Annotated in this window: 17 protein-coding genes and 1 riboswitch; of the genes, 8 read left to right on the plus strand and 9 right to left on the minus strand. The window is 61.9% G+C overall.

All coding sequences use genetic code 11. The annotated features are described in order from the left end of the window. Positions 1-19: 19 nt before the first annotated feature. From ROSERS_RS00295 to ROSERS_RS00305, 3 genes are read left to right on the plus strand one after another with little or no spacing between them, the layout of a single operon-like run. On the plus strand, positions 20-667 hold the full coding sequence (locus ROSERS_RS00295) for an RNA polymerase sigma factor (RefSeq protein WP_011954861.1): 648 nt from the start codon (positions 20-22) through the stop codon (positions 665-667). After that, the gene (locus tag ROSERS_RS00300; protein WP_011954862.1) at positions 664-1,269 is read left to right on the plus strand and encodes a helix-turn-helix domain-containing protein; all 606 of its coding nucleotides are present in this window, start codon (positions 664-666) and stop codon (positions 1,267-1,269) included. The genes ROSERS_RS00295 and ROSERS_RS00300 overlap by 4 nt, the downstream gene beginning before the upstream one ends. Continuing rightward, positions 1,266-4,799, plus strand: a complete 3,534-nt coding sequence (locus tag ROSERS_RS00305) for a UvrD-helicase domain-containing protein (protein WP_011954863.1) — start codon at positions 1,266-1,268, stop codon at positions 4,797-4,799. The genes ROSERS_RS00300 and ROSERS_RS00305 overlap by 4 nt, the downstream gene beginning before the upstream one ends. Before the next feature lie 16 nt (positions 4,800-4,815). Here ROSERS_RS00305 and ROSERS_RS00310 read toward each other — a convergent pair whose 3' ends face one another. The 3 genes from ROSERS_RS00310 to ROSERS_RS00320 form a co-directional block, all read right to left on the minus strand. Then, positions 4,816-5,250: a hypothetical protein gene (locus ROSERS_RS00310; protein ID WP_041332606.1), complete on the minus strand. Its 435-nt coding sequence runs from the start codon at positions 5,248-5,250 to the stop codon at positions 4,816-4,818. 71 nt (positions 5,251-5,321) lie between these two features. Continuing rightward, on the minus strand, positions 5,322-6,332 hold the full coding sequence (locus ROSERS_RS00315; protein WP_011954865.1) for an MBL fold metallo-hydrolase: 1,011 nt from the start codon (positions 6,330-6,332) through the stop codon (positions 5,322-5,324). Next, a complete protein-coding gene (locus tag ROSERS_RS00320) occupies positions 6,322-9,894 on the minus strand; it encodes a BTAD domain-containing putative transcriptional regulator (RefSeq protein ID WP_011954866.1) in 3,573 nt (1,190 codons plus the stop codon). The genes ROSERS_RS00315 and ROSERS_RS00320 overlap by 11 nt, the downstream gene beginning before the upstream one ends. A 283-nt stretch (positions 9,895-10,177) precedes the next feature. Next, positions 10,178-10,326: riboswitch (SAM riboswitch) on the plus strand. A gap of 135 nt (positions 10,327-10,461) precedes the next feature. Between ROSERS_RS00320 and ROSERS_RS00325 the strand changes: the two genes are divergently transcribed. The 3 genes from ROSERS_RS00325 (at position 10,462) to ROSERS_RS00335 (ending at position 15,910) form a co-directional block, all read left to right on the plus strand. Further along, complete coding sequence (locus ROSERS_RS00325; protein WP_041334485.1) at positions 10,462-14,094, plus strand: homocysteine S-methyltransferase family protein; 3,633 nt, start codon at positions 10,462-10,464, stop codon at positions 14,092-14,094. Positions 14,095-14,104: 10 nt separating this feature from the next. Beyond that, positions 14,105-15,235 (plus strand): lipocalin-like domain-containing protein, encoded by a 1,131-nt coding sequence (locus tag ROSERS_RS00330; protein WP_011954868.1) that lies wholly within the window; start codon positions 14,105-14,107, stop codon positions 15,233-15,235. Positions 15,236-15,523: 288 nt separating this feature from the next. Next, on the plus strand, positions 15,524-15,910 hold the full coding sequence (locus tag ROSERS_RS00335; RefSeq protein WP_011954869.1) for a YbgC/FadM family acyl-CoA thioesterase: 387 nt from the start codon (positions 15,524-15,526) through the stop codon (positions 15,908-15,910). A 102-nt stretch (positions 15,911-16,012) separates the two neighbouring features. On the opposite strand, the gene ROSERS_RS25650 is transcribed toward ROSERS_RS00335, so the two are convergent. After that, positions 16,013-16,294, minus strand: coding sequence for a hypothetical protein (locus ROSERS_RS25650; RefSeq protein WP_157040908.1), 282 nt, complete (start codon positions 16,292-16,294; stop codon positions 16,013-16,015). 176 nt (positions 16,295-16,470) lie between these two features. Between ROSERS_RS25650 and ROSERS_RS00340 the strand changes: the two genes are divergently transcribed. Next, positions 16,471-17,664 carry a transposase gene (locus ROSERS_RS00340; protein ID WP_011954870.1) on the plus strand — a complete coding sequence of 398 codons (1,194 nt, stop codon included), beginning with the start codon at positions 16,471-16,473 and terminating at the stop codon, positions 17,662-17,664. Positions 17,665-18,683: 1,019 nt separating this feature from the next. On the opposite strand, the gene ROSERS_RS00345 is transcribed toward ROSERS_RS00340, so the two are convergent. Both ROSERS_RS00345 and ROSERS_RS00350 read right to left on the minus strand, forming a co-directional pair. After that, positions 18,684-19,106 carry a hypothetical protein gene (locus ROSERS_RS00345; protein WP_011954871.1) on the minus strand — a complete coding sequence of 141 codons (423 nt, stop codon included), beginning with the start codon at positions 19,104-19,106 and terminating at the stop codon, positions 18,684-18,686. Next, positions 19,107-19,304 (minus strand): hypothetical protein, encoded by a 198-nt coding sequence (locus ROSERS_RS00350; RefSeq protein ID WP_232282730.1) that lies wholly within the window; start codon positions 19,302-19,304, stop codon positions 19,107-19,109. A 403-nt stretch (positions 19,305-19,707) separates the two neighbouring features. Between ROSERS_RS00350 and ROSERS_RS00355 the strand changes: the two genes are divergently transcribed. Then, positions 19,708-20,670 (plus strand): IS110-like element ISRfsp2 family transposase, encoded by a 963-nt coding sequence (locus tag ROSERS_RS00355; protein WP_011954873.1) that lies wholly within the window; start codon positions 19,708-19,710, stop codon positions 20,668-20,670. Between the two features lie 51 nt (positions 20,671-20,721). On the opposite strand, the gene hepT is transcribed toward ROSERS_RS00355, so the two are convergent. The 3 genes from hepT to ROSERS_RS00370 all read right to left on the minus strand — a co-directional run bounded on the left by hepT (position 20,722) and on the right by ROSERS_RS00370 (position 22,099). Then, positions 20,722-21,159 (minus strand): type VII toxin-antitoxin system HepT family RNase toxin, encoded by a 438-nt coding sequence (gene hepT / locus ROSERS_RS00360; protein WP_041332611.1) that lies wholly within the window; start codon positions 21,157-21,159, stop codon positions 20,722-20,724. Continuing rightward, positions 21,065-21,568 (minus strand): type VII toxin-antitoxin system MntA family adenylyltransferase antitoxin, encoded by a 504-nt coding sequence (gene mntA, locus ROSERS_RS00365; protein ID WP_011954875.1) that lies wholly within the window; start codon positions 21,566-21,568, stop codon positions 21,065-21,067. Before mntA ends, hepT begins: the two co-directional genes overlap by 95 nt. A 114-nt stretch (positions 21,569-21,682) precedes the next feature. Continuing rightward, a complete protein-coding gene (locus ROSERS_RS00370; RefSeq protein WP_011954876.1) occupies positions 21,683-22,099 on the minus strand; it encodes an HIT family protein in 417 nt (138 codons plus the stop codon). Positions 22,100-22,107 lie beyond the last annotated feature (8 nt).

Consider the following 22,107-nt stretch of genomic DNA (forward strand, 5'->3'; position numbering starts at 1 on the left):
GACAAAGGCGGTTGATGCGATGGCACAGGAACGTTCCTGGTATGAGGTGGTTCAGGAGTGTCAGGCGCGCGTCGTCCGCATCCGCGCGGTGTTGACGACAGGCGGCACGCTGACGCCTGAACTTCAGTCCGACCTTGATGCCGTCATTCTTGCGATGCGCAACTGGCTCATTGGTCGCGTACGGCAGTATGGATTGACTGAGGATGCGTTCGGCGATGTTTTGCTCGCGGTTATCGAGCAACTTCACCGCGATCTGCGCAGTCCAGGCTTCGGCAGTATGGAGCGCAAGTTCGGCGCGTATATCACTTCGACGGTCAACCGCATTCTCTTCGAGCGAAGAAAAACAGATCAAACCAACCCCTTATCTTTTCTTAGTCTGGATGCACCGACGGGCGATGATGGTCTGCCGCTTCATCGCATGATTGAAGACAAAACGCTGGAACAGCACGCTGATGCATACCAGGAAGAACAGATCCGCGCCCGACTCGATGCGGCTATCGCCAGACTGCCCGTGATCGAACGTCAGGTTGTCACCCTGCGTCTTGATGGTGTTGCGAGCGTGGATATCGCCCGGCAGTTCGGCATGTCGCCTGCAAATGTCACGCACATTCATCATCGCGCGGTCAAAAGACTGAAACAGATTCTGACCGGCGAGGGGGCGTTATGAAAGACCGTTCGTATTTTATCGAGGCGGCGCTGCGCTATGAGGAACTGCTTGAGTCTGGCCAGATCATCAGTCTCGATGCGTTTGTGGCGCAGGAACCGCCGGAAGTGCGCGAGGAGTTGCGCGCGTTTCTCGAATTCAATCTGACGCTCGGTGAACCGGATGAGCCGGTGGCGCCGACGGCGACGGAGGAAGCGCTTGCCGATCGCGCGCTGGCGCTGGCGCACGCTGCCTGGGAGCGTGAACTCCGCGGCGAACCGACGCGAAATCTGACCGATCTCCGCCGGGAGCGACAGTTGAGCGTCGGGCGTCTGGCGCGACAACTGACTCTGCCGGTCAGTTTGCTGGCGCGTCTGGAGCGCGGCAAGGTGCGCGCAACCACCATTCCAGAGCGGTTGATCGAGCGTCTTGCCGATGCGTTGCACACACCGGTCGCTACAATCCGGGCAGCGCTGCTGGCGCCGCCGCCGGTCAGCGCTTCAGCCCGGTTGCACGCCGATGATGGCATCATCGAGCCGGAAGAGCCGACGGTCAGTTTTGCGCAGGCATTTGTTGACAGTGCGCCAACTGAGGAAGAGCGCGCCGCCTGGTCTGATGTGCTATGAGCGTTCGCCGACAACAGATCCGCGCTGCGGCTTGTGATGTGCGCCGCTCCTACTATGAGCGCGTCGGCAGTGATGATCTCAACCATCCGCTGTCGCTTGATACCCTTGTAGAGGAAATCTGGGGATTGACGGTCATCCGGGATGTGCTCGCCGCCGGTATTCAGGGGAAGGTCGAGCCGGAACACGACGTCATCCGGGTGCAGCGCGATCTTTCACCGACCCGTCAGCGCTTCGTGATTGCCCACGAGATTGGTCATGTGCACCTCGAAGGGTTGGATGCCGGCCCGTTCCGCGATACCGACGAAACGCTCGATGAGTGTGCCGCAGGCGCCGACGATGAGACGGCGGTTCGTTCGTACAACCGGCGCGAGCGCCGCGAACAGGAGGCGAACCTGTTTGCGCTTGAATTGCTCGTGCCGGCGGAGGAACTCTGGCAGGCGGTTCAGCAGGCGGACTGGAGCATTGAGTCGCTTGCAGCGCAGTTTGCCGTCTCAACCGATGCCATCCGCGCGCAACTGGTGAATGTCTGCTGTCTCGATCCGCTGACACCACCCGACGGATCGACCGTTACCCGACATACGTCGTTCACGCCGGACCCGGAGCAACAGGCGGCAGTCGATGCGCCGCTGCCGCTGCTGCTTGCGGCTGGACCGGGTACCGGGAAGACGCGCAGCATTGTGGCGAAGTATGTGTCACTGGTGCATCAGGGGGTCGATCCGGCATCGATCCTGGCGCTGACGTTTTCGAACAGGGCGGCGGAGGAGATGCGCGAGCGGATCATTGCTGCACTGCGTCAGGCAGCGCCACGCCTTGCCGGACGTGTGGAGATCAGTACGTTTCACTCGTGGGGACTGAATATCCTGCGCATCTACGGGGCGCGACTGGGGTTGCCGGCGGATGTGCGGCTTCTCGATACTGCCGATCTCTTTCTTCTGCTCTCGAAGCGCCTGGACGATCTGCGCCTGGCGTATTTCAAAGACCTGCGCGAACCGACCCGTCATCTGGTGACGATTATTCAGGCGATCAGCCGGATCAAGGATGAACTGTGGTCGCCGGAAGAGTTCGCGCGTGCGGCGGAGCAGGAAGCGGAGCGTCTGATCGGACAGGCGGAGCAGGATCATCCTGGCGCTTCGCGCAAAGCCACCGAAGCGCGCGAGCGCGCGGTGCGACGGGCGACCGCGTTACGCGAACTGGCACAGATCTACCCGCGCTACGAAGCGATCCTGCGCGAGGCGGGCGCACTGGACTATGGCGATCTGATTGTGTTACCGGTGAGGGCGCTGCACGATCCGGCAATCGCTGCCGATCTCCGTCGGCGTTACCACTACCTTCTGGTCGATGAATTTCAGGATATCAACTACGCTTCGGGCGAGTTGATCCGGCTGCTCGATGGTGGACGCGGACGGGTGTGGGCGGTCGGCGATGCCTGGCAGAGCATCTATCGCTTTCGCGGCGCATCGGCGGCCAATCTCGATGAGTTCCTGCACCATTACCCGACGGCGCAGGTTCGCTATCTGACGCGCAACTACCGCTCGTTGCAACCGATCCTCGATGCCAGCGCCGCAGTGATGGTCAGCGATCCTCGCGCTGCAACCCGTCCGTTGCTGCAGGCGCAACGCACCGGCGGCGGTCACGCAGTTATCGAACTAGTTGCACCGCACAGTCAGGATGAACATACAGCAATTGCGCACGACATTCTGCGCCGGGCGCGATCCGGTCGAGGCAGGGGATTGCCGCGCTGCGCCGTGCAACCGTGGATGCTGCACTGCCGGAAGATGCGACGTGCACTGCGTCGTCCACCCCTGTTCATTCGTCGCTGGCGTTTCCACGACCATGCAGTGCTCTGCCGCACCCACGAACAGGCGAGCGCAATTGCTGCTGTGCTCGAAGCGCACGGCATTCCGGTCGATCATCCGGGCAACGTGTTCGAGGCGTCAGAGGTGAAGGATGTCCTGGCAATCTGCGCCCAGATTGGATCGACGAACAGCGCCGGTCTGCTGCGAGCGTTGACGATGCCCGATCACCGTCTTGATCCCAACGACCTCAACCTGCTTGTCAGTCTGGCGCGACAGACGCAACAGGCGCTTCCACGCGCCGCTCGCGATCCGGCGGTTCTTGCGCAGTTGAGTGAAACCGCCCGACAGACGCTCACACGGCTTCAGACTATCGTCGAAACGCTGGAGAGAGAAGCGGATGTCTGGCACGCGCTGACGACCTATCTATTCGAGCAGAGTCAGGCGATGCGGCAACGGTTGAACCGCGCTGCACGGGGTGAGTATGCCGCACAACGGGAACTTGCCACACTCGGTCAGTTGATTGCGATTGCGCGCAACTTTGTGCGTCTTGCAACACCGGAGGAGAGCGGTGCGCCGCACTTCATCGCCTACATTCGCGCATTGCGCGCTGCCGGTGTGCAACCACGACCGTTGATCGGCGGGCAGGCGGATGCCGTGCGGGTCATGACCGTCCACGCTGCAAAGGGGCTGGAGTTTCCAATTGTGTATGTACCAGGATTGCAGGAGGGACGCTTCCCGGCGCGGGGCAATCAGCGTGGATTGTCATTGCCTGCCGGTCTTATTCGCGGTTCGATCGAGCCTGAAGACCAGGAGGAGCGCTACCTTCTCTACGTGGCGATGACTCGCGCACGTGACCGGTTGGTGCTCAGTCGCGCACTGACGCGGGGCAATGGCGAGAGAGCAGCGGAACGTTCTTCGTTGTTACCCGGCGATGGTGACGGGAATGGCGCACCCTGGATCGTTCGATCAGTCATCGGCGGGGCAACCTGTCCGAATCCAGCGCCTGCGATGCGGCTGCACGACACACCAGCGCCGCGTATGCCGTTACCGGCTTCGAGTATCGATCTCGACGGTTGCAAACGGCGCTTTCTGTATCAGTACGTATATCAGTTGTACGACGATCTTTCGCCGTTTTTACGTATGCATCAGGCAATCCGCGAATGCGTCAGGACGCTGACGGAACAGGCGCGTGCGGGTGTTCTGCCTGCCGATGACGATGCAGTACGATCGCTGGTATTCGGTCAGTTGCAGCGGTACGAACTCGACACGGTGCTCTACGCCGAAGACTATGCCACCGAGACGTTACAGCACGTTCAGGTGGTGTGGAATGACCTGCGAAGCGGGCGAATCGCGCCTGAGCGGGTAGACCGGCGCGTGCTGGTGCGGCGACCGGCTGGGGTGATCGAAGTGCGGATTGATCGAGAGGAGACGCAGGACGGAGTGACGCGGTGGGTATGGGTGCGGCCCGGTGCGCCGCGTGGCAATGATCATCTCTCGGAGCGTATGATCCTGTATGCGCTGGCGCGTCAGGAGGTGGGTCATCCTCCTGATGAACTTGCGATTGCCTTTACGGGAACAGGCGAGACAGTGCGGGTCACGCACGCTGAGCGGGTACTGGCGAACCACACGGCAAAGATCGACCGTCTGCTCGAAGCGATGCACGAGCGGCGCTGGGAACCGTCGTTTGGTTCACAGTGCGACACCTGCCCTTTCAACCTGATCTGTCCGGTATAAACGTTCAACGCTTCCATTATGGCGCCGGTGCGATCCGCAGTGCGAACGCGCCGACGCCCTCATTTTTATCGCTGCCGACGATCAAGCGGTAGACGCCGGTTTCTGGAAGGGTCTGCTCTCCAGGATCGCCGCACCCCAGACAGGTGCTGAACACCTCCGCCCCGGAAGGTGCGCGCAGCGTCATCGTCAACTGCCCCACTGCCGGATCGCGTCTGGAGACCGTTACGATAATTTTCTGACCGGCCTGCGCCTCGAAAAGATACACATTTTTAGCGCCGGGGGTTTCGATGCGTCCGGCGCCTGGCGCCGGCTGGTCACCATCGATCACGGCATCGATGTCGATGGTGAACTCTCGTGGCGGCGGCAGGTCATAGACGCCCAGTTCGTATGCGCCGGTCGCGGCATCCCGTTCGCTGCCGACCACCAGGGTATACTGACCTGAGCGCTGCAAGGTGTGTGCACCTGGATTGCCGCATCCCACTTCAACCTTCAACCTTCAACCCTCTCACCTCTCACCTCTCTTCACCCCCTCCAGTAGCGCGGCGCAACCCCTTCATCCAGGTCAACATCGGCCAGATTGGCGATGGTCAGTTCACCGCGCATATCGAGATACTCGACATACGCTCCGGCTTTCTGCAACGCCAGCAGTTCCTCATACCCGTTGACGCCCGGGTAGAGTGCGGCGGTGAGTTCTGCGATCGTGCGCGGTTCGCGGCACAGGGCGCGCACCTGCTCAAGTCGCTGCTCCTGCGCATCGATAATGCGCACAATCCAGTCGTGGATGTGATCCATTGGGGCGCCATGCCCGCCAAGCGCCAGGCGAATGTCGGGCAGCGCATCGATCAGACGCAATGCCCTGAGGTAGTGGTCAAGACCGGTAGAGAGGGTAATACTCTCCGGCGGCAGGAAGATCGACGTCTGCGGCAGGACGTGGTCGGCGCTGAGGAGCACATCGCCAATCTGAAGGCAGACCTGTCCCGGACAGTGACCGGGGGCGTGGTAGACTCGGAAGAGGTCATCAATCACATCTCCTTCACGAAACGTCGTGGCGACATCGACCGAACGGAACAGGTTCTTGCTCCAACCGTACAGGTGCAGCAGGATCGTCTGCTTTGCGGATGACACTCCGGCGCGGCGAAGGAATGCGGCAAGAGCGCGGCGCGCCAGAACGAACCGCTCCTCGTGATGTGTCAGAACGCGTCGGTCGAGTTCATGAACGGCGATCGGCGCGTCGGTCAGGCTGCGCAGCGCCGTCAAACCGCCGTAGTGGTCGATATGGGCGTGGGTGATAATGACCCGACGCAGATCGGTCCAGGTCAGACGTTCATTCCAATCGGAACGCAGTGCAGCGAAGGCGGTGCGCAGATCGGCATCACTGTCGCCTAATCCGCTGCCGGTATCGACGAGTGCTGCATAATCGCCTGCAATGACCACATATACATTTGCTGTCAGGTTCGGAAAGACACGGATCGGCAGGCGATAGATACGGACGCCGCCAGGCGCTTCGTGACGGGTAATGGTCTCAGGGGACACGATGACTCTCCTCCAGACGGGTAGACAGAGCAGATGCCGCTGCGGCGAGCGGCGCAAGTCCGGCGCTGCGTGCAAGACGAGCGGCACTGCGCAGATGCGCCAGTACCGGTGCAGGATCGCCGAAGTCACGTTCGATGCGGGCAACTTCGATGACGGTGCGGACATACTCCGGCAGGAGCGCCCGTTGCACCGTGTAGTGGAGGGTGTGCAGCAGCATCGTCCGCGCCCCCGGCAGGTCGTTGCGCAACGCTGCGAGGCGTGCTATACCAAGGTGCGCGCTGACATAGATGAAACCGTACAGTTGATGCGGCGCTCGCAACGCCTCGTGAAAATACGCATCGGCGCCGGTCAGGTCGCCGCGCGCCAGCGCTACCATGCCCATCCCCACGACCACACTGGCGCGGTGCGACTGAAATGCCGCTACGCCAGCGAGACGCGCTGCCATTTCAACAAAGCGTTGTTCCGCCAGCGCCAGGCGATCATCGATCAACCAGAGGAAGCCCTGATGGATGCGGGGCCAGATCGAGGCCCATGCCGCTTCGGATGCTCGCGCGGCGGTTTCCAGGCTGCGCTCCAGCCAGATAGTCGTTTCGTCAGGCTTGCCAGCGAGCGCGTTCAGGTGCGCCAGTTGCAACGCCGAGACGACGGCGGCCGGCGCCTGACCGGTTTCAACCGCCAGCGTATATGATTGTGTCAGACAAGGGCGTGCGTCGCGCAGCAATCCCTGCATCAACGCCGCCCATCCGATCTGGAACAGCGCCGCTGCCGCTTCGTCCGGTCCGAGCAGTTCCGGCAGTTCTTCCGCTGGATTGCCTGGAACAGGAGGGGCCGGAGTGAATGACGGGAATGTCCGCCAGGACGCATCAACATCATTCGAAGGAAGCACATCGGCGTGCTGGACGCCCTGTTCATCTGTTTCACGTGAAACAGTATCCGCCTGGACGAAAAGCGGATCATCGACCCTGCTGCGACGGTCGCGCAGGGAAGCGCGTGAGCGCTCGGCAGCGGCAGGAAGCGGATCGGGCTGCAGGATCAACGCCGTGCGCCAGAGCATATCAGCAATCGAGGGGAGCGGTTCGACACAACCGCCTTTTTGTGTGCGCGCTGCATGCGCGGCGCTGATTGCAGCGGCGCCCGCCAGATCGCCCATCAGCGCACGCAGCAGCACCAACCGACGCGGCGCAACGAGCGTTGGCGGCGTTACACCACGCTGCGTCGCCCAGCGCTCATAGCGCGCAGAGGTTTCTTCCAACCCGTTCCAGTCCAGCAGCGTCTCGCACGTCAGCAACCGTCCGGCAAAGGCGCGTTGCATCATCTCGACCGGCGCCTCAGCGCCGAGACGTTCGCCCGCTTCAATAGCGGCATCATAGTGGTGCAACGCATGACGATACCCGAACGCGCGCCGCGCATGATCGCCAGCATCAATCGCATAGCGCAGCACGTCGCGATCGGCAGAACGCCCAGCCTGGCAAAAATGATAGGTGATCTCGGCAGCACGCTCCGGTCGATGCCCTTCAAGCGCTGCCATCGCGGCGCCGATCCGATGGTGCAACCGCCGACGCTGCGGCGCAGAGAGGGTGGCCGCGATGATCGAGCGCACCAGGTCATGGTTGAACGCAAGGTGCGTATCGTCATTCTCAATAAGTATCTGACGCTCAAGCAGGATCTGCGCGGCTTCGAGCGCATCCGCGCCCCCCAGACGTTCGATCAGGTCGAGTGACGCCGGACGACTGATCAGCGCCAGATGCTCTGCCAGATCGCGTGCGTGCGGCGGCAATCGATCAATGCGCGCCCGCACCAGTTCACGCATCTGCGGCGCTTCGGTCGGATCGGGAAACGGCATACCTGCTTCGAGGTCGGGCAGCAACGCAGCGAGCGATGGCGCCCCGCGACTCTCCAGTAATGCCTGGACTGTCACCATCAATGCCAGAGGATTGCCGCCGGTGCTGGCGACCAGTTGGGGCGCCAGATGTGCGACCCGCCCGATCTCAACTCCGGCAAGTCCGGCGAGAAGTTCAGCAACTGCCGATGCATCGAGGCGACCCAGCACCAGCGGACGCAGGATCATATCGCGTCCCAGGGTGCGCAACAGATTGTGGAGCGCCGGGTTATCACTCAGTTCATCGGCGCGGTATGCCAGGATGAGCAACAACGCCCGGCGCGACGCCTGACGGGCGAGGCGCCCGACCGTCGCCAGCGTTGCATCGTCCGCCCACTGCGCATCATCGAGCGCAACGACCAGCGGGAGTGTGCGCGCCAGCGCAAGCGCCAGTTCACACAGACCGTCGATCTGTCGGTTACGCCGTTCCTCAGGCGGCACATCCGACAGTTCAGGCAGATCCGGCAACCGTTCCCGCAACACCGGAAAAAGATCGGCGATCTGCGCCAGTGCAAACTGCGGCAGTTGACGAAGACGATACTCCGGTACATTGCGCAGCAAGGGGCGCAGCATCTCTCCGACCGCAGCAAAGGGCAACCCCTGATCCAGCGGCGTGGCGCGCAGTTCAAGCGTAAATGCGCCCCGGTCGGCGGCAGTGCGCAGCGTTTCTGCTATCAGGCGCGTCTTCCCAATCCCCGCTTCACCGACGATGGTGACCATTCCGCCGCTACGCCGATCAAGATCGGCGAGCCAGCGGTGCAATAACGCCAGTTCCTCCTGACGTCCGACAATCGGCGTTGCTGCCGATCCCGGAGAACGTTGTCCGGCACGTGGACTGCGCGGTTCGATCCGCTGTCGATCATGACGGTTTTCGTGCGATGAGGAGACCGCAGCAGGCGCATAGGAACCAGGATCGCCGCGCAGGATCGCCATATGCAGCGCCTGTGTCTGAGGCGACGGCGCAGCGCCCAACTCGTGGTCCAGCAGATGACGGTAGCGCTCGTAACTCTGAAGCGCGCCGGCCGTGTCGCCTGACCGCGCCTGTGCCAGCATCAGGATGCGCCAGAGCGGTTCGGTGAGAGGCGCAATGGCAATGCCGCGACCGGCAAGCGCCGCCGCAGCCATCGGGTCGCCGCGGTCGAGTTTGATCTCCGCCACACGACGGAGCGCGTCGAGGTAGCGTGCACGCAACCGCTCACGCTCCATCGCCGCCCACGCCAGTTCCTGCTCATCTTCGAGAAAGTCGCCGCGATAGAGCGTAATCGCCCGCTCCAGGTCCGCCTCACCCTGCTCCATCGAACCGGTCGTCTGACCACCGGCGAGTGATTCGGTCAGCGTTAGAAACTCATCGACATCGATCCACGCGCCGCTCTCTCTGTTCCAGGCATACCCGCCGGAGCGGGTCAGAATATACCGGCGTGAAGCGCGGTCAGCCTCTGGTTCCAGCACACGACGCAGGTTGCTGATTGCGCTCCGCAGGTTTACCGATGCGCTGGCGCTGTCCGAATCAGGCCACAGCCATTCGCACAATCGCCCGGCAGCAATAACCCGCCCCCGGGTTGCAGCGAGAATGGCAAGCAGACGCTGCTCCTGCCGGGAACGCCAGACGGAGTCGGGTAGCGTGCGATCACCGATCTGTACGGTCAGCGCGCCGAATAACGCAATCCTGAGCGGCGCATCCATGCCCGTCTCCCTACCGCAATGTCATAATGCAGCGCATTATGAGTATACCACGCCCGTCGTGCGTTCGCAGAGAATGACAGACGCGGGATGCAGGCGGAGTATAACGCACCGGAAGACGCAGCGCAAGGCATCGGCTGCGGCAGGGTGGCGGGGTGGCGGGATGTGACGCAGGGAAGCGATAGATGTACCCCTGCTGCCAGTGCGTACACGATTTATGCCACACCCGATGAATCAATTGACATTGACGCTGTTTCTTTCCCCATGCTATACTATCAGACAAATTTGCTCATCCAGAGGAGTGGAGGGACCGGCCCGATGAAGCTCCGCCAACCCGTAGCCACTGGATCGAGCAGCCGGTGCGATACGCGCCGCTTCTCGACACTGGCAGGCTATAGGGTGGCAATTCCGGCAGCGCAGGCTGGAAGATGAGTGGTGATGAGGCTTCCGGAACCTCACGCGGGCGCGTGGGGTTTTTTGCTGCACAAGCGAGAAAGCGCAATCATCGCACCCGCCAGCCCGATCATCACGTGCAGACAGTTCGGATATGAAGTATCACGAGGTGTTTCCTTGAAGAAGCCAACCTACCTTGAAGCCCTGCGCGAGCGCGTCCTGATCTACGACGGCGCTATGGGCACCAGCATCGATACATTCCATCTCACGGCTGCGGACTATGGCGGTGAAAACACTTTCGGCGCCCGCGATTATCTGGTGATGACTCGCCCGGATGTCATCGAACAGATCCACACCTCGTTTCTGGAAGCAGGCGCAGATGTGCTCGAAACATGCACGTTCCAATCGACCCGCATCCGGCTTGAGGAATGGGGGCTTGCCGATCAGACGCATGCGATCAATGTCGCCGCTGCGCGCCTGGCGCGGCGCGTTGCTGATGCGTTCGAGGCGCGTGATGGTCGTCCGCGTTACGTCGCCGGCTCGATGGGACCGACCGGCAAGTTGCCCTCTTCCGATGATCCGTCGCTCTCTGATATAACGTTCGATCAACTCTCCGATATCTTCTACGAACAGGCGGTGGCGCTGATCGAAGGCGGGGTCGATGTGCTGCTGGTCGAGACGAGCGTTGACATTCTTGAAGTGAAAGCAGCACTCGACGGCATTCGTCGCGCGAAAGCGGATCTTAACCGTCCTGATGTCGCCGTGCAGGCGCAGGTGTTCCTCGATCTCTCCGGCAAGATGCTGCTTGGCACCGAGGTGCCAGCGCTCGTTGCCACCCTGGAAGCGATGCCGGTCGATGTCATCGGGCTGAACTGTTCAACCGGTCCTGAACATATGCGCGAGGCGATCCGGTATATGACCCGCCACTCGCGCAAGCCGATCTCCTGCATTCCCAACGCCGGTCTGCCGATCGAGGTGAATGGCGAGACGGTCTATCCGATGGAGCCGGAGCCGTTCGCCCGCATTCTGGGGGAGTATGTCCACGAGTATGGAGTGGCGGTCGTTGGAGGATGCTGCGGCACCCGCCCGGCGCACATTCGCCGTTTGCGCCAGGTAGTCGGCGCGGCGACGCCGCCGAAAGTGCGTGACATCGAGTACATCCCCAGCGTCTCGTCGGGGGTGCGCGCGGCTGCATTGCGCCAGGAAGGGACGTTGACCATTATCGGCGAACGGGTCAACACCCTCGGTTCGCGTAAAGTCAAGCGCCTGCTGCTGAACGATGACTACGACGGCGTGCTTGAAGTCGCGCGCGAGCAGGTCGATTCAGGATCACATATTCTCGATGTGTGCGTGGCAATGACCGAGCGATCCGACGAGCGTGAGATGATGGTCAGACTGTTGAAGAAGTTGACCATGAACATCGAACTGCCGCTGGCGATCGATACGACCGAAGCCGATGTGCTCAATGCGGCGCTGGCGATCTACCCCGGTCGCGCGATTGTCAACTCGGTGTCGCTCGAAGGCGGTCGTGGCGATAAGATTGACCGCACCATGCCGCTGGTGGCGCGCTATGGTGCGGCAACGATCGCCATGACCATCGATGAAGAAGGTATGGCGCACACTGCCGAACGTAAACTGGCAATCGCCCGGCGTATCGCTCAGATTGCGCAGGACGAGTACGGCGTGCCGCCCGAAGCGCTGATCTTCGATGTGTTGACTTTCCCTATCACGACCGGTCAACCCGAGTTGCGCCGCGCAGCGATCGAAACAATCGAGGGTATTCGCCTGGTGAAGCAGCATATTCCCGGCTGTTTCACCACCCTCGGCGTCAGCAACCTGAGTTTCGGCGTCGCACCGTACGCGCGTGCAGCGCTCAACTCGGTGTTTCTGAAACATGCAGTCGATGCCGGTCTCGATACGGCGATCATCAATCCGGCGCATGTGATGCCGTATGCCGAGATTCCGCCGGAGCAGATCAGGGTCTGCGAAGACCTGATCTTCGACCGCGACGAGCAGGCGCTGGCGCGGTTCATTCAGTTCTTCGAGGAGCACGGATCGGCAGCAAAAACCGAGCGCGTCGATCCGACGGAGGGGATGACAGCGGCGCAGCGCGTCCACTGGAAGATCGTGCACCGCAAGAAAGAGGGCATCGAGCAGGATATCGATACGGTCATCGCTGAACGCATCCGCGAGGCGGAGATGCGTGCAGGCATCCACGATAGCGCCCTCGATCCGGCGCATCCCTCGCGGGAGGCGATCTTCGCCTCGCCCTTCCGCAATAGTGCTGCGGTTGATGTGCTCAACACTGTGCTGCTCCCTGCGATGAAGGAGGTCGGCGACCTGTTCGGCGCGGGTCAGTTGATCCTTCCCTTCGTATTGCAGAGCGCCGAGGTGATGAAGAAAGCGGTTGCGCACCTGGAGCAGTATCTGGAAAAACTCGAAGGGGTCACCAAAGGCAAGATCGTCCTGGCGACGGTGTACGGCGATGTTCACGACATCGGCAAAAATCTGGTTCATACGATCCTTGCCAACAACGGGTATACGGTGTACGACCTGGGGAAGCAGGTGCCGATCAACACCATTATCGAGAAGGCGGTCGAAGTCAACGCCGACGCGATTGGTCTGTCGGCGCTTCTGGTGAGCACCTCGAAGCAGATGCCGCTCTGCGTGCAGGAATTGCACCGGCGTGGTCTCAAGTTCCCGGTGCTGGTCGGCGGTGCGGCGATCAACAAACAGTACGGGCAGCGCATTCTGTTCGTTGATGACCACACTCCTTACGAACCTGGCGTCTTCTACTGTAAAGACGCATTCGAGGGTCTGGAAACGGTCGACGCTCTGGTGGATCCGTCCACCCGCGCAACATTCATCGAACGCACGAAAGCGGAAGCAGCTGAGGCGCTCGGCAAGAAGCAACGCGGTCGCGTGGCGCTGGCGGAACTGGGGCGCGCAACATTGAGCGATACGGCGAAGGTGCGCTCGGCGGTGCGAACCGATGTGCCGGTTCCGACGCCGCCGTTCTGGGGTGCGCGCGTGTTGACGCGCATCAAACTGGCGGATGTGGTCGAATGCCTGGATCGCAATGCGCTCTACCGGCTTCAGTGGGGAGCAAAGAATGCGAAAGGCGAAGAGTGGGAACACCTGAAGGCGGATTTTGATGCAAAAGTGCGCGATCTGATCCGCGAAGCCGAACGCGATGGCTGGCTCGAGCCGAAAGTGGTCTATGGCTACTACCCCTGCCAGAGTGACGGGCACGAGGTTATTGTCTACGATCCGCCATCGGTGCTCAACGGCGCCCAGCCGCGCGAACTCACGCGCTTCGTCTTCCCGCGTCAACCGGAGCGTGAACGTCTCTGCCTGGCTGACTATTTCCGTTCACGCGAGAGCGGCGAGTACGATGTGGTTGGGTTGCAGATCGTAACCATGGGGCGCAAAGTCGACGACCTGACCGAGACGTTGCAGCAATCCGGCGATTATTCGCGTGCGTACTTCATCCATGGGCTGGGGGTATCGCTGGCGGAGGCGCTCGCCGAGTATACGAACCGTCTCATCCGCCGGCAACTGGGGCTGAAAGGAACCCAGGGCAAGCGTTACTCCTGGGGGTATCCCGCCTGCCCCGACCTGGAAGAGCACGAGAAGTTGTTCAGGGTGCTTCCAGCGGCTGAGATCGGCGTGACGCTCACCGAAGCCTGGCAACTGGTGCCGGAGCAGAGCACGGCGGCGATTGTGATCCACCATCCTGAGGCGAAATACTTCTCGATCGGCTCTGCCCGCGAACGCGCTGAAGAGGATGTCGCCGAAACGCTGGCGTAACGGGTGTCTGATGATTATTCGAATCTTCGCGCTCATCGCGGCGCTGACAATCCTGGCGGCATGCAGTGCACCGGCGACGGTCGTTGAACCCCGCGCCCGGCTCGCCGTCGCCGAAGCAATGGCAGGCGGCAACGCCGACGGCTTCGCCCGCGCGACGGTGCCGCGTCCCTTCACCTTCCCCCGCGACCACGGACCACACCCGGAGTACGCCATCGAATGGTGGTACTACACCGGCAACCTCCAGTCAGTCGAGGGGCGACGCTTCGGCTTTCAGTTCACCATCTTTCGCACCGGACTGATGCCTGGTGAAGCGGAGCGATCGTCGGCGTGGGCTTCCAGCAGCATCTACATGGCGCATTTCGCCCTCAGCGACATCAGCGGCGGCAGGTTCTATGCCTTCGAACGGTTTAGTCGCGGCGCAGCCGGGCTTGCAGGGGCGCAGAGCGAACCGTTCCGCGTCTGGCTCGAAGACTGGAGCGCCGAAGGTCTCGGCGCCGATGGGACGCCGATGCGCCTGCGCGCTGCTGAAGATGGTGTGGCGCTCGACCTGACCCTGACAGCCGGCAAACCTCCGGTATTGCAGGGAGACCGCGGTTTGAGCCAGAAGAGCGCCGAGATCGGCAACGCATCGTACTACTATTCCTTCACCCGCATGCCGATCAGCGGAACGGTGCGCATCGGCGAAACGCTGTATCAGGTCAGCGGATTGGGTTGGATGGATCGCGAGTGGAGCACCAGCGCGCTTGGCGAGGATCAGGTTGGCTGGGACTGGTTCGCGTTGCACCTGGACGATGGACGCGACCTGATGTTCTACCGCCTGCGTCTGCGCAATGGAGGCATCGATCCATACAGCAAAGGAGTGCTGGTTGATGTCGCCGGGAACGCGCGGCGTCTGAATCACGATGAGGTGCTGGCAGAACCCCTCGATTACTGGACAAGCCCGCGCAGCGGGGCAACCTACCCGGCGCGCTGGCGGCTGCGCGTGCCCGATGAGGCGATTGACCTGACACTGACGCCGCTGCTGGCGGATCAGGAACTGCCAGTCACCGTCGTCTACTGGGAAGGAGCGGTTGCAATCAGTGGCAGCGCCGCAGGCAGCGGGTATATTGAGATGACCGGGTATACGCCGCAAGACCGGTAAAGTAACGAGCGATCCCGAACCGGACGGAAACACACCATACGTGTCGGCGACATAGCGCCTGTTTGATCTCGGAGAGCGCACATCGGAGGACGGAAATCTGTTTTGTGCTGATGGCGCATCGGAATGCGTTGTTGTATGTTTGCGTCTCCTGAATAGGTTATTCTCCTGCAGAGGCGCAGCGGACGCAGCGGGCAATAGATGGCGCTGCGCACTCTGCGTCCTGGTGGTGCGTTTTTGCGGTAGAGTCATGGGTATGCTGTACCGTGATTGAAGCGAACAGGAGTCTGCGTGGAGCACCGTCTGATCTGCAAAGTCTACTACGAAGACACCGACGCCCTGGGCGTCGTTTATCATGCCAACTATCTAAAATACATGGAGCGAGCGCGCAGCGAGTATGTCGAACGGTTCGGCAAGCCGATCTGGGAGTGGAATCGGTTGGGATACTACATCGTCGTCTATGCGATGAACATTCGTTTCAAGCGCGCTGCACAACTCGGCGACACGCTCGAAGTTGTTTCCGCTTTCAGCCTGCAATCGCCGTACCGTGGGCTGTTCAAGCAGCGCGTCGAGCGCGATGGACAGGTGTGCGTGGAAGCCGACGTGGAACTGACCTGTCTCGATCCACAACGCAACCTGCGTGAGTTTCCGCCGGAGTTTCGTTCCGGGCGCGCCTGAATTTGTATTTTACCCAGAGGTGTGCTATATAGTTATTACCTTGATTGCTCGTTCATGTTCGTACAGATGCGTGCAATGAGCGCGTATCAAGGCGCCTTCAGTTCAAACCCGGCATTGGCGCCTGCCGTCCAGCGTCCAGCGCCCATCTTCTCCAGTTGACGGTTGACCGTTCGTCATCTCGACGCCACGACGATACGCGCGCAATTCAATGGCATCCATAAACCAGGCGTGCGGACGCATCTTCGCCCGGCGCACCGGGACCAGGCGCACTCCCGTTTCCGCCAGGATGTTCGCCGCATCAGCGGCGCTGGTGCGGCGACCGTAAGGGCGACCGTAAGGCGGTAAGGGCGAATAATTATTCGCCCTTACGGTCGCTCCGCCCAACAGCCGCGCCCCGGCGGGCAGTCCATACGCACCCCCCCAGTCCCCTCCGCGCGCGGGGTTTAGGGGCGGACAGAACGGATGAGCGCTTGCGGCCTTGGCCCTGGTCGGACATGACCGTGAGCCTGGAACCTTCTATGATAGATGTACCACCAACTATCGCAGAAGGAGCCAGACTCATGTCCAGCATACCGCACCTGACCGATGCTGTCGAGACGCTGCTGCGCGCTGGCGACGACCCGTTGCCGCGCGCCACCCGCCAGCGGCTGGCGCTGTTCGTGGTCGGCGTCTTGCTGGCCGGGACGGTCGTCCTGCGGCGGGTCGCCACGACCCAGACCCACATCGCGCTGGGCGCCGCCCAGGCGGCCAGTCACGAACGCCGACTGCGCCGCATCGTGAATGATCCCCAGTTGGGGGCAGCGGCGCCGATGGACGGGCGGGTTGTGCGCCGGGTGCTGCAGCGGTTGCGTCCCGACCAGCGGGTCTGGCTGATCGTCGACGAAAGCGGGCACAGCGATGTGGTGCGCACGTTGGTGGCGGCGCTGTGGTATCGCGGCCGGGCGCTGCCGTTGGCCTGGGTGCGCTGGCCCGCCCAGCAGCCGCATCCGCAGGCCTCTTGGACCGATTGCCAGACCCTGCTGGCGCAGGTGGCGGCCATCCTGCCGGCGGGACCGTCCGTGACGGTGCTGGCCGACCGTGCCTTCGGCTGCCCGGCCTTCACGGACCTGGTGGCGGCTCACGGCTGGCAGGATCTGGTGCGCGCCCAGCGCCAGACCTGTCTGCGCCACGACGACGGCCGGATGCAGGCCTTCAGCACCCTGATCCCACAGGCCGGCACGCGCTGGTGCGGGCGTGGCCAGGCCTTCAAGAAGCAGGGCTGGCGCCCCGTCAGCGTGGTGGCCTCCTGGCGGGTCGGCTGTCCAGAACCGCTCCTGCTGGTGAGTAATCTGCCGCCCGCCTGGGATCTGGTGCGTCCGTATCGGCGACGGGCGGCAATCGCGGCCTTGTTCCGCGACTGGAAGACCAGCGGCTGGCAATGGGAGGCCAGCCAGGTGCGGGACGTGGCCCATCAGTCGGTGCTGGTGTTGGTGCTGGCGCTGGCGACGCTGATCACGCGCTGTCTGGGGGAGGAGGCCGCCCAGACCATCCTGAATCAGCCGCCCCGCGCGGGGCGGCGGCGTCCCTGGCACGCCCGCGACAGCCTGTTTCGTGGGGCGCGACCGGCTCTGGCAGCGGCTCTGGCAGGACGAGCCGCCAGCCATCACCTGGGAGTTGGTCCGCTTCGATGCACCACATTGGTCGACCGAGTGTTGGCAGTCCGCCCGACCCGCCGCCACCCCGGTGCACCGCACCGGCCGGGTCGGCAAGCGTGAGCACCTGCGGGTCGCAGTCTAAGGAAACAGCATGCATGTGACACGCCTGTTCTGTCCGCCCCTAAAAGAGGGGTGGGGGGGGTGGTCAGGTCGTGCACCCCTGCGGGCAGCATCTGAACGCGCAGGGGCACGCCATCCGGTCGGCAGACCAGATGCAAACGCTATCCAAAGAACTTCTCCCGTTTCGCCGCACAATACCCGCAGCATTCGCGTCCGCGCGCCTTCCGACAGCGCCGGGCGCGCGCCCGGCAGCAGACTGGCAGGGGAAGGCTAGCGATGATGACGTATGGGCGCAGCACCGCTGCGCCCTGACCTGAACACCTCCCCCAACACCTCCGGAATCCAGGCCATCCAATCGGCGAGCTGATGCAAGCGACGATTGAAGCGCACGACGCCGATTCGCTCGGACCGACAGCGGCACCCATGCACGACAAAAAGTGAGGGAAGAGAAAAGAGAAGCGAGACGGACGTGCGTGACGAGCGACTCTCACTCCTCTTTCCTCTTCGCTCACTTCTCTTCTCCAGCGGCGACGACCGCAATCGTCAGAATTTCCGAGTCGGGGCCCCGCGCCCGCACATCACTGCAATGCCTCAGTTGTTCCATCAGCGTGTCAATCACGACAAAAGCGGCTATTATGTGGCGAGCGACCGTCGGCTCTTCCTGGCGATGATGTTATGTTGGTCTGGCAACCGCGATCACGCCAGAGGTGTCGGTGGGCGTCAACAGTATCGTGTTAGGGCGAATTTTACACCAGACCAAACCCGTGTTTGCGCGTAAAAGACAGGTCGCAAAAAGTGTAAAATTCAACCTAACGTGGCACTACCTCTGTGAGAACTGTTGGCAGCGCTATCCTTCGCACGTTGCCAGGAGAGAAAAAGGCGCTGGCGGGCGGGGGAAGCCTGTACTCTGGCGAGCGTATTCTTCAGGCGCTTGCAAGCCTGCCGCTATCGGCGCAGACATGCAGCAGCGAAGCGTGCACATGTCGCGGCTTCGGGTGCTGTGACATTGAATCACGAGATTATCGCCCCCCGACCAGGCGCAGCAGATCATCACGGGTCAGGTGCAAACCGGGGGGAAGATGCCCCGGCGGATATGTCTGCAGATCATCGGCGTCGAACACCAGGTGCAACGCGGTGATCGCCGGTTCACGCAACACAGCGCGCAACAGTTGCACGAGCGAGAGGCGACGCAGACGCGGCACGGTTGGCGGTTGGGTCAAACGATTGCGTTGCGCAAAACCCAGTGCAGCGTCGGGAGAAGGAAAAGCAAGCAATACACGGGCGCGTTTGTCCGTCGGCGTGGAAGAAGCACTCCCACGAGGCGTCCAGAAGACATAAAACGCATCACCTCCCGCGTGCATGCGCAGGGCGATCAATGCAGCGCGCAGGGTTTCGAGATCAAGCCCCTGCTCGGCGGCAAGTGTGTAAACGTCGTCTTCCACTCACGTAAGCAGCGCCAGGTGCGCAGATGTGAAATTGATAATATCGGTACGCTCGACGGCTGCGGCGAACAGCAGCAGGATCAGCAGCAACAGCACGAGCAGCAAAATCGCCGAAAGGGCTTTGCGCCGCGCGCTCACACCATTGTCGGTCAGTTCTTCGGTCGCGTTTGATTGCGTCGTACCGGTGTCGTTGTTCATGAGCAACCTCTGTACCTTTTGTTTGAAGACCATCCCCGCCCCGGCAACAGCCCGGAGGTCTGCCGTGGACTGAGGCAGGGTTCCCCGTCCACGGAAACGTGCACGATCCAGACAGGCGGATACAATACGCTGCAAAAACGCACCGCAGAGACGCCGAGGGTGCAGAGAACCCTGAAAACGAAAACTGCGTCTGAGTGACGCGATAGAGAATCCTCCTCTGCGAACGCTGCGCCTAGTATAATCTAACGGGACACGGTATACCGTTCTGCGCCAGGTTCACGAGATCGCCGCGGAGTGTTGGGTAGCCGTGTCCTTCAACGCGACCAAGCCGAACAGTTATCTGGGCCCTCAAACCCGCATATGCTAGCAAGGCTGGCGCCGTTTTCCTCAGGAGGTTCTGTGTATGGCTTCCCGTGAGTCGCTCTTTATCGGCATTGATGTCTCCAAACAGACGCTGGATGTGGCGTTTGGCGCCGACCCGCACGCGCCACGCGAGACGATACCGTCTACCGACGAAGGTGTCCAGCTCCTGGTCACGCGACTCCAGCGCCTGCAGCCGACCCTGATTGTGCTGGAGGCGACCGGCGGGCTGGAGCGCATGGTGTTCGCCCAACTGCTCCAGGCTGGCTTGCCGACGGCGCGGGTGCAGCCACGCCGCGTGCGCGCCCTGGCGCACGCGGAAGGACGCCAGGCGAAGACCGACCGCCTGGATGCCCGGTTGCTCGCCCGCTTTGCCGAACGGGTGCGCCCGCCGCACCACCAAGCGACGGACGAGCAGCGCGCATCCTTGCGCGACCTGCTGGTCCGGCGGGAGCAGGTGATTCAGATGCGGACGGCTGAGATCAATCGGTTGACGGCTGCCGCGCCGAACCTCCGCCCGGGCATCCAGCAGCATATTGATTGGCTGGATCAGGAGATCCGTGCGCTTGAGCAGGAACGCGACAACGAGGCGGAGCGCACCGACGAGGTGCGCCGGAAACGGGAGCTGCTCGAAAGCGTGCCCGGCATCGGCGCGATCACCGCACTGAACCTGCTGCTCCGCCTGCCCGAACTGGGGACCATCAATCGCAAGGAAGCGGCGGCCTTTGTGGGCGTTGCGCCGTATGCCAATCAGAGCGGCGCACAGCACAAACCCCGGCATATCTCCGGCGGCAGGAGGGATGTGCGCAGCGTGTTGTACATGGCGACCCTGGCGGCCACGCGGCGCCGTCTGGTCAGGCGCGCCTTCGATCAGCGCCTGTGTCAAGCTGGCAAGCCGCGCAAGGTCGCCATCGTCGCTGCGATGCGCAAGCTGCTGACTATTCTCGGCGCAATATTGCGTCAGCAAAAGCCCTGGGATCCGGCTGTGCATACGAGCGCCCCTTGACAAGCAACACAGTTACTCTGCGGTGACATACCCTTTTTACAGTGGACGCATTCATGGGCTGATTGACCGGCGATCATCCAACCACCTGCGGATCAGGTCAGCGAAGCGCGACAGGTCATCCAGTTTCGCCAGGTTCGTGTACACCTCGTCCCAATCCACAGTCAAATATTCGTGAGTCAGAATATTTCGCAGACCGTCAATCGGAGCAAGGCGTCCGGCGAAGTCCGGCGGCAACACGCCCAGTTCTCCCATGCGCAGAATCGCTTCATAGTAGCTTCGCGGTTTCTGAGCGCCTTCCAGCGCGATAATCCGGTGGCAGATGTCGATGCAACACTGCGCCGCCACTTCCAGATTACGCTCCACAATGTCGCGCAGATACGGATCGCTCATGAACTCAGTCTTCGGTCGGGCGCGGAGCGGCGCCAGACGCGCCAGGCGCTCGCTGAGTTCGTCTAAGCGCCTCTCGATACCGCTGAACTCGACGCTCATTGCCCGCTCCCTTCACAATGTCCTGACGTTGTGCGCGCAGAAAGGGCAGAAAATCCCCGTAGCGACTCATGACATCCGCTTCGTACTCGACCCGTTCGGCAATTGAACGCTGGTAGATGATCCTGCCCTGAGCAATGACCGCATATGCCAGTTCGATTGGCGCATGGTTGAGGATGACAACGTCCACAGCCTGCCCTTCCAGCGCCAGAGAAAAGAGGTGTTCCAACTGCGCGAAGACGTGCATTGCTGACGCCTTGTGCGCCAGCAACACTGCCAGATCGATATCGCTGAGCGGACCAGTCACTCCGCTCACCTGCGACCCGAAGAGGTAGACAAGGCGCACGTCAGGTTGCGTGTGAACGACCGTTTCAATCTGGTGTTGCAACCGCTGGATATCGATCTCTGGCATTGGAATCTCATTTGCGCAAACGCGATCGTCTTTGTGCAGGCAACTGCAGGCGCCGCCCCTTCATCTTCGCGCTGCCATTGAACCACTCTCGCCGTTCAGGGTAACGCTGAACCTTCAACCTTCCTTTATCGCTGCCCGGATCCGTTCTGCTATTGTGCGCAATTCAGACGGATCAGCCGGGTGCGGCGTCCAGGGTCGCAGCACGTGGTCACCCTTCCAGCGCGGTATCAGGTGCACATGGTAATGGAATACCACCTGCCCGGCCGCCGCGCCGTTATTCTGAACAATATTCAGTCCGTCGATATCGAGCGCATCACGGAGCGCCAGCGCCACTTTCTGCGCCGTCCGCGCAACGGCTGCAACCAGATGAGGGGGCGTGGTAAAAATATCGGGGTGCTCTTCCTTACAAATCACCAGCGTATGCCCCCGACTGGCGGGATTAATATCCATAAACGCCAGCGTCTCGTCATCCTCGTACACTTTGGCTGACGGCAATTCACCGCTCACAATGCGCGAAAAGACGGATGGCATGCTTCCTC

Origin of the sequence: Roseiflexus sp. RS-1 (assembly GCF_000016665.1) — a bacterium.
GTDB lineage: Bacteria > Chloroflexota > Chloroflexia > Chloroflexales > Roseiflexaceae > Roseiflexus.

What these genes read in the sequence shown, in the direction of transcription:
- ROSERS_RS00295 (WP_011954861.1), top strand. Translation starts at nt 20, where the DNA reads ATGGCACAGGAACGTTCCTGGTATGAGGTGGTTCAGGAGTGTCAGGCG.
- ROSERS_RS00300 (WP_011954862.1), top strand. Translation starts at nt 664, where the DNA reads ATGAAAGACCGTTCGTATTTTATCGAGGCGGCGCTGCGCTATGAGGAA.
- ROSERS_RS00305 (WP_011954863.1), top strand. Translation starts at nt 1,266, where the DNA reads ATGAGCGTTCGCCGACAACAGATCCGCGCTGCGGCTTGTGATGTGCGC.
- ROSERS_RS00320 (WP_011954866.1), bottom strand. Translation starts at nt 9,894, where the DNA reads ATGGATGCGCCGCTCAGGATTGCGTTATTCGGCGCGCTGACCGTACAG.
- ROSERS_RS00330 (WP_011954868.1), top strand. Translation starts at nt 14,105, where the DNA reads ATGATTATTCGAATCTTCGCGCTCATCGCGGCGCTGACAATCCTGGCG.
- ROSERS_RS00340 (WP_011954870.1), top strand. Translation starts at nt 16,471, where the DNA reads ATGTCCAGCATACCGCACCTGACCGATGCTGTCGAGACGCTGCTGCGC.
- ROSERS_RS00350 (WP_232282730.1), bottom strand. Translation starts at nt 19,304, where the DNA reads ATGAACAACGACACCGGTACGACGCAATCAAACGCGACCGAAGAACTG.
- ROSERS_RS00355 (WP_011954873.1), top strand. Translation starts at nt 19,708, where the DNA reads ATGGCTTCCCGTGAGTCGCTCTTTATCGGCATTGATGTCTCCAAACAG.
- hepT (WP_041332611.1), bottom strand. Translation starts at nt 21,159, where the DNA reads ATGAGCGTCGAGTTCAGCGGTATCGAGAGGCGCTTAGACGAACTCAGC.
- mntA (WP_011954875.1), bottom strand. Translation starts at nt 21,568, where the DNA reads ATGCCAGAGATCGATATCCAGCGGTTGCAACACCAGATTGAAACGGTC.
- ROSERS_RS00370 (WP_011954876.1), bottom strand. Translation starts at nt 22,099, where the DNA reads ATGCCATCCGTCTTTTCGCGCATTGTGAGCGGTGAATTGCCGTCAGCC.